This is a genomic window from Leeuwenhoekiella marinoflava DSM 3653 (genome assembly GCF_900129005.1).
GTDB lineage: Bacteria > Bacteroidota > Bacteroidia > Flavobacteriales > Flavobacteriaceae > Leeuwenhoekiella > Leeuwenhoekiella marinoflava.
Genome location: NZ_FQUN01000007.1, coordinates 1 through 13,027, shown reverse-complemented (window position 1 = coordinate 13,027; position 13,027 = coordinate 1). Strand labels below are relative to the sequence as shown.

Here is a 13,027-nt window from a genome sequence, read left to right as displayed (position 1 = left end):
AGGTAGATTACATCAGAAATTCTATGATTTTATGATCTCTGCATTAAACATAAAACTGTCTAACCAGCGCTCAAAACGCTTATCAAATTTTTCAGCAAAAATAAGGTACTGGCATTTACCTATACTTTCTGGTGTGCGGGTAACTTCGGCTAGATTACTATCTCTAAAAATAAATCCGGCATCTTCTATAATGCACATTTGCAACTTATTCAGATTGATTCCGTTTAGATAAAAAATCTTATTCAGACGCTTTGGAGTTGCAATAACGATATCAGTTCCGTCATAAATCTCATCCCGCTGATCGTCTATATTTTTCTCATCGTACGCACAATAAACGCGTAAATCAGTAGCTTGTGTATACCCGTTAAATTCTGATTCAAGATCTAAGGCTGCTTGTTTATCTTTAACAAAAATGAGCACGCGTGGCGCATCTTCAAAAGCTTTTCCTTTTAATTTCTGAATCGTGCTTATAACAATAGTTGTGGTTTTACCAGAACCTTCCGGAGCTATCGCAAACATGCTAATCCCTCCTTTGATTTTTGATAAGATTTTTTTCTGAAAAGGTAAAGGGACTGTAAAACCTTTGCGTTGCACAGCATCTTTTAAAGGTTCTATTAATTTTTTAAACGACATAGCTTGTAATTCCTGAATTACCGCAAATATAGTTGAAATAAAAAGGGTGCTTACTCATTAGTAAGTTTATAAATTATGAGCCCTATTTTTAAATTATCGTGATCAATAGATTCTGTAACATTTCTGTAACTTACCGATGATTTTTAAATTTCAATGACATCTTTATGAATAGATCTTTACGCGTAGTACTCTTCACACTCGTAGCCCTGAGTAATTATGCTCTTTTTGCCCAGACCAGCTCACTATCTGTAGAAAAAATAATGAAAGACCCCAAGTGGATGGGAACTTTTCCGGAGCGTATAAACTGGGATACAAAAAGTAAAACCATTTACTTCAATTACAATCCTGAAGAAAATCCTTCTGACAGTTTGTATAAAATAAGTCTGAGCAATCTGGATAAGATTGAAAAGGTAAGCCTTGCTGAACGTAAAAATATTACCAGCCCTTACGGTTCCTGGAATGTTGATGAAACTAAAAAATTATATACTGAAAACGGAGCGCTTTATGTATATGATCTGAAAAAAGACCAATCGCAACTGCTGATTGATCTAGGCGGTCGCTTAGGTAATCCTTCTTTTCTAGCTGATGAAGATCAAATCGCATTTGAGTTTAACAACAACGCATATGTTTTTGATACCGAAGCCGGAAAGCTTGAAAAACTAACCCAAATCAAAGAGGAAAAAACACCGGAAGAACGCGAGAAAAAACATTCTGAAAAAGACAAATGGTTGCAAAATGAAAATCTGAGTCTGTTGCAAATCGTGCGGGAACGTGAGAAACAAGACTCGCTTTCTAAAGCGTATCGCGAGATGACTGCAGATTCTGAATCGTACACTTTTTATGCAGGAGACTGGTCTGTAAGTGGTTTACAAATTGCTCCAAAAGCAGATTTTGTAACGCTGATGCTGATGAAGCGCGATCGCGGTGAAAGTACCAATGTACCTAACTATGTTGATGCTAGTGGATATACTGAAGAGTTGCGTGCGCGTAGTAAAGTAGGCGATGATAAAACCGAAGTGACCCTGGCGGTTTACAACATCAAAAAAGACACGGTTTATTATGTAAATACATCAAAATTACCGGGAATTAAAGATTTACCGGATTATACAAAAGATTACCCCGATAAAGAATGGGAAGAAAAAGAGCGTGAGGTTATTGTTTCTCAAGCCACATTTTCTGATGACGGAAGCAAAGCTATTGTTAACATCAGATCTAAAGACAACAAAGACCGCTGGATTGCCCTTTTAAATTTAGAAGACGGAAGTCTTAAAACCTTAGACCGTCAACGTGATGAGGCCTGGATTGCCGGTCCCGGAATTGGTTGGTCTTTTGGCGGCGGAACCTTGGGCTGGTTACCCGATAACAAACATATTTATTTTCAGTCTGAGGCAAGTGGGTACTCGCATTTGTATGTTTTAGATGTAACCACAGGCGCGAAAAAAGCATTGACTGAAGGTGAGTATGAAGTCTTTGATCCGTTTTTGTCTAAGGATAAAAAATCTTGGTTTTTAACGACTTCAGAAGTTGGTCCCGGCGAACGTCACTTTTACAAAATGCCGGTAATGGGCGGCAGCATGAAAAAGCTAACCAACTTCCCCGGAAACAACGAAGTAAGCCTGTCTCCTGACGAAAAGTATATGGCGATTCGTAATTCTTTCAGCAATAAACCTTGGGAATTGTATTTAAAAAAGACCGGTTCAAAGATTGATGCGCAGCAACTTACTTCAGGGCAATCTGAGGAGTTTAAAGCCTATGACTGGCGTGTGCCACAAAACATCACTTTTAAAGCTGATGATGGCGCAATGGTGCCTGCAAGATTGTATGTGCCAGAAGCCTCAGCAAAAAATAATGCCGCTGTGGTTTTTGTTCACGGTGCGGGTTATTTACAAAATGCGCATAAGTGGTGGTCAACCTATTTTAGAGAATACATGTTCAACAACATGTTGACCGATCTGGGGTATACCGTTATTGATATTGATTATCGGGCAAGCTCAGGTTATGGCCGGGATTGGCGAACAGGTATTTATCGCCATATGGGCGGAAAAGATCTTTCTGATCAGATTGACGGAGTAGAATATTTAATCGAAAACTACGATATAAACCCAGAAAAAGTAGGGATTTACGGCGGAAGCTACGGCGGTTTTATCACGCTTATGGCTTTGTTTAATGAACCCGAAACCTTTAAAGCCGGTGCGGCATTACGTTCGGTGACAGACTGGGCACATTACAACCACGGCTATACGGCTAACATTCTTAACGAACCCTCTCAGGATCCTATCGCTTACAAACGCTCTTCGCCTATTTATTTTGCCGAAGGCTTAGAAGGTGATTTATTAATTGAGCACGGTATGGTAGATACCAATGTACATTTTCAAGATGTGGTGCGCCTTACACAGCGCTTAATTGAATTGGAAAAAGATAATTGGGAACTTGCCGTATATCCGGTAGAAAGCCACGGATTTATAGAACCCAGCAGCTGGACCGATGAATACAAACGTATTTTAAAATTGTTTAATGAGAGTCTTTTGAATAAGTAAGTTTATGGTAAGTTATAATAAACCCGATGGTGAACACTATGGGGTTTTATTTTGTGCCATATCAATACGCCGGTAACGTACTTCGATAAACACATAAATGGAATAGATGATAAATCCTATCGCGATCATTCCCAAAATAAAACTACCAAATGCATACTGCATAAAAGAAAATGCAGCTTCTTTATTAGCGCTTGAAATATCTTGATTGGTATATGCCGTATTCATAAGCAATAATGCAGCGATCCCCACCGTAATTCCTCTGGAAGTGTATCCTATTCTACCACAAGCAACTACCCATTTCTGGTAGTTCGCAGGAATTTTATCATAATCAATGGTTTTTTTAAATATCCCGGAAATTGCGATGTAAAACTCATTTAGTGTAGCTCCAAGCATTCCTAAACCCACTCCTACTACAGCAATCTGAGCCGGCTTTGTATGCAACAAATCTTGAAATTTAGAATTTGTAATCCAGTCTATTCCATCTGAGAAAAAAGCAACTTGTATCGCTTTAAAAGCTAAAAAGCCATAGACAAGACCGCCAAAACAAAAACCGATGCGCTGACCAATCCCTGCTATACTTTTTCCGTAGCCTTCATTATCAGCAAAAGTTTCGTAAACCCTCCAAAATAAATACCCTAAAAGACCAGCTGCCCAAAGAATAAGAATGGCTTTACCAAACTCGTGTTTAGCCAAAACATTCATCAACGTAAAACTTCCGGCTTTAAAACCACCCAGACCAAAAGCCTCCATAGCCGTCACGATCCCTATCGCCAAAAAAAGTAAGGCTTTGGCAAACAATCCCGAACGGGCGTATATATTTCGTTTTGAGCTCAAGTTGGTGGGAAAGATTAAAACTGATTCGATTTAAAAGTACTAAAGACTAACTGAGCTGTGTGCTAAAAAGCTGTTATTTAATTAAGTAAATTACCTCGGGATAAGCCCACAAGGCATTCATTAAAAACAAACTTTCTATTTCAAAGCAAGCTTCGGGGTATTAAACCCTTTGGCGGTGCCAATAAATTTAGAATTGAAAGACCACACCAAGCTGGTTTCCGCCAAAAGTGAGATTCCATTCAAAATCTGATCTTGCAGCCGCCATACCTTTATCTTCATTGTATTTCTTGTCGTACTTTTTGTCCAGATATCTATCAATAGCTTCAACGATAAAAGCACTCATCGCCCAACTTAAAGCAACATCACTAGCCCAATGTGCTTCTTCGTAAATTCGGCTAAGACCGGGGATCAATCCGACAGCGATAATTCCGCCTTTTACCCATTTGTTATCAAACTGTTTTGAGATGGTATATGCAGTAGTAAACGTCAAAACCGCGTGACCCGAAGGAAATGAGCGATATGCCGCAGAACCTCCGTTTGGCTTAAAATGATGATTTCCAAAACCTGCACCGGGACGTGCACGACCGACAAGTGTTTTACTCACTTGTTGTATAAAACCTGCAGCTGTAGCTGCAGAAATCATCAAAACTCCCGTACGGCGTAATTTTTCATTTTTGGTGATTAGACCGGTAAGGTAAACCGCTCCTGTAATTCCGTAATTGTTTTGGGGAGCTCCAGCATACCGCCCATAATCCAATAGAATATCTGGCACATCATCCTTATGACTTAAAAAACGATGACGTATTTCATCATCTAATAAAAAGAGTCCGGTGGTTCCCGCAGCAACACCTCCCAATCTTAAGAAATCGTCGCCTTGCCAATGCAATGGTCTGGAGTACGCATAGCCTACACCTCCAAAAACATTTCCCATATCATAGGTGAAATAGTTCCAGATATTTTTCTCTGAAGGAGCTTCGGGTTTCTCAAACAAGTCATCTTGTGCGTTTGCAGTAAAAACACTTAAAATGCTTATAAAGCAAATTGAAAAGATAATTCTAAGCATAAGTCAATGCATTGATGTATTAAAAAATAAACTGAACTTTTTATGAAGTAACAGGCAAACTAAAAGTCGGTAAAAGTAAGATAGTATTACAAAAGTGCCTTGCATAAGATTTAAATATCAACTTTGCAGAATTGTTTCAATAGTAGTCAATTCTTCTTCAGAAAAATCAAGATTGTTCAATGCGTCAATATTATCTTGTAATTGAGATAGCCGGCTTACTCCAACCAATACAGAGGTTACCCTTTTATCTTTAAGAAGCCAGGCGATAGCCATTTGAGCTAAACTTTGCTTACGTTCTTCAGCCAAAGCATTAAGCTTTTTAACCTTATTTAAAATTTCAGGAGTAATTCGATCTTCAGATAGATAAATAGAATTAGCAGCACGAGAATCTTGAGGAATACCCTTAAGATATTTATTAGTCAGTAAACCTTGCTGTAAAGGTGAAAAAACCACACTCCCGATACCGGTATCTTCTAGAGCATTAAGCAAACCACCTTCTACCCAACGATCAAACATATTGTACCGGGGCTGATGCACAAGAAATGGAGTTCCTAGATCTTTTAAAATGGCAGCAGATTCGCGGGTACGTTGCGCATCATAGTTAGAAATACCAACATATAAAGCTTTACCGGAACGCACTAAATGATCAAGTGCTCCCATAGTTTCTTCGAGCGGTGTTTCCAAGTCTGGACGGTGATGATAAAAAACATCGACATAATCTAATCCCATACGTTTAAGTGACTGGTCACAGCTCGCAATTAGATATTTTCTAGAGCCAAAATTACCGTAAGGTCCTAGCCACATATCATAACCTGCTTTTGAAGAAATAAAAAGTTCGTCTCGGTACGGTTTAAAATCTTCTTTAAAAATACGTCCAAAGTTGGTTTCTGCTGAACCGTAAGGAGGTCCGTAATTATTAGCAAGATCAAAATGCGTTATCCCTTTATCAAATGCTTTTCTTAAAATGGATCTTCCGTTAGTTAAATCTGCTGCGTCCCCAAAGTTGTGCCATAAGCCTAAAGCAATCATGGGTAATTTTACACCGCTATTTCCACAACGCCGATAGTGCATCGTATCATAACGATTAGGATCAGCACTAAATTTTTCTTGAATATTCATAACCTATAATTAGTAATCTTTAAATATACTATTAATGTAATTGTTCTTAATTCTCCACTGAGCTATTCTAAAACTAAAAATCCCATTGAGTTACCTCAATTACAACATGAATTACCTTAAAAAAAGTGTTAAAGTATATTTTTAAAAAACTAATAATCAACACATTTGAATCTATTATGCAAATTAAGTCTAAATAACCTTTGTGAATTTAAACGCCCCATGTACATTTGCAAAAAATATCTATTTTAATTTAATCTAAATAACGATGCGTACCCTAGTAAGCGTGTTAATTGTACTTGGCTATTCACTAAGCCTATCAGCTCAAAATATAAAAGTGACCGGTTCTGTAACAGACTATTACAACCAACCATTATCTGGAGCCACTATAGAACTTTCCTAGACCACTTTAGGCACTACTACAGATGATGCAGGTAAATTTACATTGAGCCGTATTCCTGCCGGAAGTTATAAACTAATCATTTCTTATGTTGGTTTTATAAAGAGAACTGTTGATATAACTGTATCTGAAAACACAACTCAGAATCTTGGCAACTTCAAACTTCAGGAAAATCAGGAGCAACTGGGCATTGTAAGCATCAACGGTAAAAGACATAATAAGTTTACCAGAGAAAGCAGCGTAAGTGTTTCTAAAATGCCACTTGCTGACATAGAAAATCCACAGGTTTATAATACCATTACTTCTAGTTTACTCGAAGAGCAGATTGTTACGAATTTTGACGATGCACTTAAAAATGCACCAGGTATAGATAAATTATGGGAATCTACCGGTAGAGGAAGTGATGGAGCAGGCTATTTTGCTTTACGCGGTTTTGCGGTACAACCTACTTTAGTTAACGGACTTCCTGCACTTACTAACGGTAGTCCTGACCCTGCAAACATGGAAAGTATTGAAGTCATAAAAGGCCCTTCTGGAACACTTTACGGAAGCAGTCTGGTTTCTTACGGAGGCTTAATCAATATCACTACAAAAAAACCGTATTATGGTTTTGGAGGCTCTGTATCGTATACTTCTGGTAGCTACGGCCTAAACCGCGTTACTGCAGATGTAAACACCATGCTAAGCTCTGAAAAGAATATCGCATTGCGTGTAAACACTGCATACCACACGCAAAATAGTTACCAAGATGCAGGTTTTAGAAAATCTTTTTTCTTTGCACCTTCTCTAGCCTATGAGGTAAATGACCGCTTGTCATTCAATATAAACACCGAGTTTTATACAGGAAAAAGCACTAACCAAATGATGCTTTTTCTAGATCGGGGTACACAACTGCGTGTTAATAATCTTGATGAACTGGGTTATGACATCAATCGCTCATATACCAGTAATGATCTTTACATAGAAACTCCTACTTATAGTTTTCAAGGGCAAATGAATTATAAGCTAAGTGACAATTGGACATCACAAACTGCATTCTCGCGCTCTAATTCAAAATCTGATGGATATTACTCCTATTTATATGAAGGTACACAATTTACTACTCTAGATGAAGGCATACTTTTAGCGCGCTACATTAGCAAACAAAACTCTGAAACTATTGCTACAGATTTACAACAGAATTTTATAGGTGACTTTAAAATAGGTTCGCTTAGAAACCGAATGGTTATAGGTCTTGATTACCTGCGCACCAATGTGATTAACAACAGTTCACCTTACATCACAAATGGTAACGTCTATATTGGTAATAACCTACAGGAGTTTAATGAGGAAGTTTTAGGGATTACAGACGCTGCTAACTATACCGATGATTCCGGAGTTTTAACTCAAGCTGGCACAGATGCCTTACTCGCAAACAGCACCATCAATCCATCAAAAACCGAACAGGAAATATTTAGCGCTTACGCTTCAGATGTCATCAATCTGTTGCCAGAACTTTCTGCAATGGCAAGCTTGCGTATAGACCGCTTTAGTAACGCAGACCATGCACAGACTGCGCTTTCGCCTAAATTCGGCTTAGTGTATCAGCCTATATTGAATAAAGTTTCGGTATTTGCTAATTATATGAATGGCTTTAGCAATGTTGCTCCCGTTGATGAATTAACTGATGGGGTTATTACCAACAGAGCCCTTGATCCTGAGCATGCCAATCAATTTGAAGCAGGTACAAAATTCAATCTTCTAAAAGGCAGACTTAGCGCGACTTTAAGTTATTATGACATCAAGGTTAAAGACCGTGCTTTACGTATAGATGTAGATGCTAATAATTATTTCTATACACAAGACGGAACTCAGGAAAGTAAAGGATTTGAAGCCAGTTTTATCGCAAACCCCGTAGATGGCTTTAACATTGTAGCAGGTTATAGCTATAATGATAGCGAGTTGACTGAAGGAGCTGCAGACTTTGTAGGCTTACGCCCAGAAAGTGCAGGGCCTCAAAACTTGGCTAACTTATGGGCAAGCTATCAATTAACCTCCGGAAAATTTGAAGGATTTGGTGTTGGTTTTGGAGGTAACTACGCCAGTGAAAATAAAATTTTCAACCGTAATCTGGGTGGAACCTTTACCCTACCGGAATATACTATCGTTAATGCTTCTGTTTTTTACGGCACACCAGATTTCCGCATCAGCCTAAAGCTAGACAACATCGCAAACAAAGAATACTTTAAAGGCTGGTCAACCATCAATCCACAAAATAAGCGCTCTTTATTAGCCAACTTCACTTATAACTTCTAAAAAACTCATTATGAAAAAAATAAAATATCTAGGCCTGTTCTTATTGCTATTTGTATCTAAGTCTACATTCGCACATTATTTATGGATAGAAACGAACCCGACCGGAGCACAAAATCAAAAACAAGAAGTTAAGGTCTATTTTGGCGAGTACACTTACGGACTTATTGAGGAAGTAGCAGGTGAAGCTTTTGCTGGTGTTGATGACTTTACACTTTGGCTGGTTGCTCCTTCTGGAGAAAAGACAGCTTTAAAAACAACAGCTCACGAAAATCATTATGCAGCTGATTTCACACCAAAAGAAAAAGGAGGCTACCTTGTATTTCTTGAAAATCGAGACATTGACGTTTTAGATTATACAGAATATGATTTTGGGATCTTTAAGCCAGAATACCAGGCTTTTCAGCAAATTCTTGTAGATACTGAAGTTCCTGTTGCAGTAGAAAAACACAGTGAAGGTCTTATCATTAAAGAGGTTTCTAATACCGCTGAAGCTGTAAAACTTCAAGTATTTTACAAAGGAGCGCCTTTAGCAGAAGGAGAAGCAACACTGTCTATGAAAGATCTATGGACTAAAAAACTAACTACAGATAAAGACGGTTATTTGAGTTTCAATAAGCCGTTCGACACAAAATATATTCTTGAGATAACACACAACGAAGAGGTTCCCGGTAAATTCAAGGATACAGATTATGAGTTTATCTGGCATTGTGCAACCTTCTGCAGTCTGTAACTTATGGTGCTATTTGCTATCCTTCTTGTTTTTGTAGGTTTTTATGCGCTGTATTCTACATCAGATAAAATGCGAATCAGAAAGAAAAACTTCATTGATAAAGGTTTGTTTAAACATAACAATCAACTGGTCAAAATCTGTGGGGTCGTCCTGCTGATTTTGGCATTTTCAGTATTTGTTATTGCGCTAGGCTGGGCTGTAGGTATATTTTCAGGATTGGTTTGTTTGATGACTTTAGCTAGTCTTCTGGTTTTATTAATACCGCTAAATCTTTTAAAAAAATAGTTTATGCCCGCAAATTCTAAATACCTCACACAATCTAAATGGCAGCGTTTCGGCAAAATTACAGCGGGTATTCTGGGCGGATATTTAGTTGCCCAAACTTTGCATCTCGCTGTGGCAGCTTACACCAATCACGTTGTGGTTCTTATCACCTCAACATTTAGTCTTTTTATAATTTGGGCTGCTTTGTTAACCTTTGCGTTTTTAGCAAAAAAAGCCTGGAAAATTTGGGGTATTTATTTAGGTATCTGTCTTATTCTTTCAGTTTTGATTTATTTTGCTCCACCTCTTCATCCCTTACCGGCATAAACTATGGGAAAACGCATTTATAATATTCTGTTTAATCTGCATACCGTTAGCGGCATCGTCATTAGTGTCGCTCTTTATGTGATATTTTTCACAGGTTCGTTTTCTTTTTTTAGAGATGACATTGTTGCCTGGGAACGCAGTGAGCAAGCCATTAAAAAAGATTATCTACCTCCTAACATCAATGCTGTTTTAGAACATATTGATGAATCTTATGGTTTAGCAGGACGAGACATTAACCTGAAAACGTATTATGCAGAACGTGCGATTGCTGTAAATCTAACTCCTTCAAAAGACAGTCTGGCTTCAGAAAAAGCAAAGCAAGGCGGCTTTTTCTATTTAGATCCTGTGAGCTTTGAAGAGCAATCATATGCTGAATCGTATTCATTAGGTGAATTTTTATACCGTCTTCATTTCTTTGCACAGATTTATTACCCCGTTGGCTATTATCTTTCAGGCTTTGTGGCGTTCTTTTTTCTATTTGCCATCATCACCGGGGTGTTGGTTCACTGGAAAAAGATTGTGCCCAATTTCTACACCTTTCGTCCTTGGGCAAAACTCAAAACCATCTGGACCGACGCGCACACGGCTTTAGGTATTTTAGGGCTTCCTTTTCAATTTATTCTTGCAGTTACGGGTGCCTTTTTTATGCTGAAAGCGCTTTTGATAGCCCCCAGCGTTATGACACTTTATAATGGTGATCAGAATCAACTGTATACCGATTTAGAATTTAATAAACCTACTTATGAATTTTCACAAAAGAAGCTCAGCAAGCTTCCTAATATTGAAGCTTATGCCTCAAAAATATTGGCCAAGTGGAATCATTTTAATCTGAATGAAATTTCAATAAGTAATTATGGAGATGCCAATATGCAGGTGACCTTAAATGGCCTTTTAGATTATACCGAAAAGTTCAACGCCTCCGGAAGCATCAATTTTAAACCGGAAAGCGGTGAAACAACTATATTAAAAGACCCGTATAAACCTGCTTCGTATTTAGACAGCGTGAAGAATGTGATGTTCAGGTTGCATTTTGGAGATTATGGTGGTTACTTTTTACGCATCGTTTCGTTTATTCTGGGTATACTCTCGTGTGTTGTAATAATTTCAGGAGTCCTTATCTGGCTCGTAGCACGCGATCGGAAAAACCTCCCGGAAAAAAAACGCCTGTTTTACACTAGAGTAGCACGCATTTACATGGCTATTTGCCTAAGTATGTATCCTGTAACAGCACTTACTTTTATAGCCGTAAAAGTTATTCAGCCTGCAGGACAATCCTTTTTATACTGGGTATATTTCGGTTCGTGGTTAATCTTAAGCAGTTACTTAATCCTTAGAAAGGACTTAAAGTACATGAGTAATTTCTGTTTACTTTCCGGAAGCATTCTAGGTTTTTTAATCCCCTTAGCAAACGGTATTTTCAGCAATTCGTGGTTTTGGGAACAATTTGCACTAGGTCGTATACAAATCGCTTTTATAGATATATTCTGGTTGGTTCTTGCTTTGCTGAGTCTTTTTGCATTCACAAAATCAAAGTCTTCAACAAAAAAGACTAAAACTACTAATAGTTAAATCCGAAAGTTCCGCTAGTCACTTGAATGGTTGAAGCCCCCTGAGCGGTAAAAGAGAAAGTACCTCCTACAGAACCGGTTGTGAAATTGTGAGAAGTGATGGTTAATGTACCTGATACAATAGTTGTTTGAAAACCGCTAAAGTAATCTGCCTGATAGTCGCTATCATCAAAACCGGTAAGTTCATAAGTACCTGGCTCTATATTTTTAGGAAAACGCAAGCGTATATTTGCAGTACTATTAGAACCCGTACCGGTTATGAAATTAGAGCCTGCAGAAGCATTAATGCTAGGTGGCGTAAACGGATTGCCATTAATTCTACAGAAAAAAGAAGTTGCAACCTCATCATCTTCAACAACCGGGATTTCAGCAGTAAAAAAAGGCACCTTGTAAAACACGCCTTTTGTAAAATAAACTTCAGAGGTATCTATAGCGCTAACTGCTCTAAATCTAAAAGTACCGGTATACATACTGTCTTCAACACGCTCTACAACAACCTGCCCTTCTCCGTCAAAATCAGTCGAAAATACCTTTCCAGATGCATTGGTGTAAGTAGCAGTTGCTATAGCATTAGGCTCTAAATCAAAGACACCTTCTCCAAATGGGATGTCAAATTGCACAGACTCTTCACCAAGTATCCCTGATAACCGAACGAGCCTTACCGAGTTTACCAGCCCAGAAGAATTTAATAATTCAACCCGCTGTACGTTTGACCTAAACAGCACCGTATCTCTAACACCTTGAAGAGCCGGGGAATTAAAGGTAACATCATCAGAACAAGAAAGCACTGTCAATAGGCATAATAGAACCAAAATGTACTTTCTCATAGCGTTGCTTCAATTAAGAAACCAAATTTATAATTTTATCATTAGTGTCCGATAAAACATTTTAAAAGCGGGATTTCCAGAAAAGGATATCCCGCTTATTTTATATCTTGAAGTTACCACACATTCGAGATATGAATAAAAGTAGAAACTTTAGCGGACACCCCATAATCAAACAGGTTTTAAATTTCATCGAACCCAATGATATTTACCGGACAGCTAAAAAGCATAACAGCGACAGGTACACAAAAAAGTTTACTACCTATGAGCACCTTGTCACTATGATCTTCACGGTTCTCAGTGGTTGCAGCTCGCTTCGGGAGGTATCCAGTATCATGCTGGCCTGCGAGGGCAAGATCAACCATTTGGGCCTTAATGATTTCCCCAAGCGCAGTACCTTGTCCGATGCGAACAAGCGAAGGAGCGCAGCGGTCTT

At 38.3% G+C, this 13,027-nt stretch carries 13 protein-coding genes and 1 pseudogene; 9 read left to right on the top strand and 5 right to left on the bottom strand.

All coding sequences use genetic code 11. The features are described from left to right. Positions 1-21: 21 nt before the first annotated feature. A complete protein-coding gene (locus tag BUB91_RS06190; RefSeq protein ID WP_073098327.1) occupies positions 22-633 on the bottom strand; it encodes a DEAD/DEAH box helicase in 612 nt (203 codons plus the stop codon). A gap of 164 nt (positions 634-797) precedes the next feature. Between BUB91_RS06190 and BUB91_RS06185 the strand changes: the two genes are divergently transcribed. Then, entirely contained in the window at positions 798-3,170 is a 2,373-nt protein-coding gene (locus tag BUB91_RS06185; protein ID WP_073098325.1) for a S9 family peptidase, read from the top strand. A 36-nt stretch (positions 3,171-3,206) separates the two neighbouring features. Here BUB91_RS06185 and BUB91_RS06180 read toward each other — a convergent pair whose 3' ends face one another. From BUB91_RS06180 to mgrA, 3 genes are all read right to left on the bottom strand, one after another. Beyond that, the gene (locus tag BUB91_RS06180) at positions 3,207-3,968 is read right to left on the bottom strand and encodes a DUF1206 domain-containing protein (RefSeq protein ID WP_073098323.1); all 762 of its coding nucleotides are present in this window, start codon (positions 3,966-3,968) and stop codon (positions 3,207-3,209) included. A 223-nt stretch (positions 3,969-4,191) separates the two neighbouring features. Beyond that, positions 4,192-5,067 carry a phosphatase PAP2 family protein gene (locus BUB91_RS06175; RefSeq protein ID WP_073098321.1) on the bottom strand — a complete coding sequence of 292 codons (876 nt, stop codon included), beginning with the start codon at positions 5,065-5,067 and terminating at the stop codon, positions 4,192-4,194. Positions 5,068-5,184: 117 nt separating this feature from the next. After that, a complete protein-coding gene (mgrA, locus tag BUB91_RS06170; RefSeq protein WP_073098319.1) occupies positions 5,185-6,186 on the bottom strand; it encodes an L-glyceraldehyde 3-phosphate reductase in 1,002 nt (333 codons plus the stop codon). Between the two features lie 265 nt (positions 6,187-6,451). Between mgrA and BUB91_RS21545 the strand changes: the two genes are divergently transcribed. The 7 genes and pseudogenes from BUB91_RS21545 to BUB91_RS06145 all read left to right on the top strand — a co-directional run bounded on the left by BUB91_RS21545 (position 6,452) and on the right by BUB91_RS06145 (position 11,768). After that, positions 6,452-6,586 (top strand): hypothetical protein, encoded by a 135-nt coding sequence (locus tag BUB91_RS21545; RefSeq protein WP_317041331.1) that lies wholly within the window; start codon positions 6,452-6,454, stop codon positions 6,584-6,586. Between the two features lie 12 nt (positions 6,587-6,598). Then, positions 6,599-6,760: pseudogene (locus BUB91_RS21540) on the top strand (carboxypeptidase regulatory-like domain-containing protein); the annotation flags it as partial. A 78-nt stretch (positions 6,761-6,838) separates the two neighbouring features. Continuing rightward, positions 6,839-8,878 carry a TonB-dependent siderophore receptor gene (locus tag BUB91_RS06165; protein WP_317041335.1) on the top strand — a complete coding sequence of 680 codons (2,040 nt, stop codon included), beginning with the start codon at positions 6,839-6,841 and terminating at the stop codon, positions 8,876-8,878. Between the two features lie 10 nt (positions 8,879-8,888). Next, on the top strand, positions 8,889-9,608 hold the full coding sequence (locus tag BUB91_RS06160; RefSeq protein ID WP_073098318.1) for a DUF4198 domain-containing protein: 720 nt from the start codon (positions 8,889-8,891) through the stop codon (positions 9,606-9,608). 3 nt (positions 9,609-9,611) lie between these two features. Beyond that, positions 9,612-9,893: a DUF3325 family protein gene (locus BUB91_RS06155; protein ID WP_073098316.1), complete on the top strand. Its 282-nt coding sequence runs from the start codon at positions 9,612-9,614 to the stop codon at positions 9,891-9,893. A gap of 3 nt (positions 9,894-9,896) precedes the next feature. Beyond that, a complete protein-coding gene (locus BUB91_RS06150; RefSeq protein ID WP_073098314.1) occupies positions 9,897-10,199 on the top strand; it encodes a hypothetical protein in 303 nt (100 codons plus the stop codon). Positions 10,200-10,202: 3 nt separating this feature from the next. Continuing rightward, positions 10,203-11,768: a PepSY-associated TM helix domain-containing protein gene (locus BUB91_RS06145; protein WP_073098312.1), complete on the top strand. Its 1,566-nt coding sequence runs from the start codon at positions 10,203-10,205 to the stop codon at positions 11,766-11,768. Here BUB91_RS06145 and BUB91_RS06140 read toward each other — a convergent pair. Continuing rightward, positions 11,758-12,594 carry a DUF6252 domain-containing protein gene (locus BUB91_RS06140; protein WP_073098310.1) on the bottom strand — a complete coding sequence of 279 codons (837 nt, stop codon included), beginning with the start codon at positions 12,592-12,594 and terminating at the stop codon, positions 11,758-11,760. The genes BUB91_RS06145 and BUB91_RS06140 overlap by 11 nt on opposite strands. 131 nt (positions 12,595-12,725) lie before the next feature. Here BUB91_RS06140 and BUB91_RS06135 point away from each other — a divergent pair. Next, a partial coding sequence (locus BUB91_RS06135; protein ID WP_139250531.1) for a DUF4372 domain-containing protein occupies positions 12,726-13,027 on the top strand: 302 nt, incomplete at its 3' end.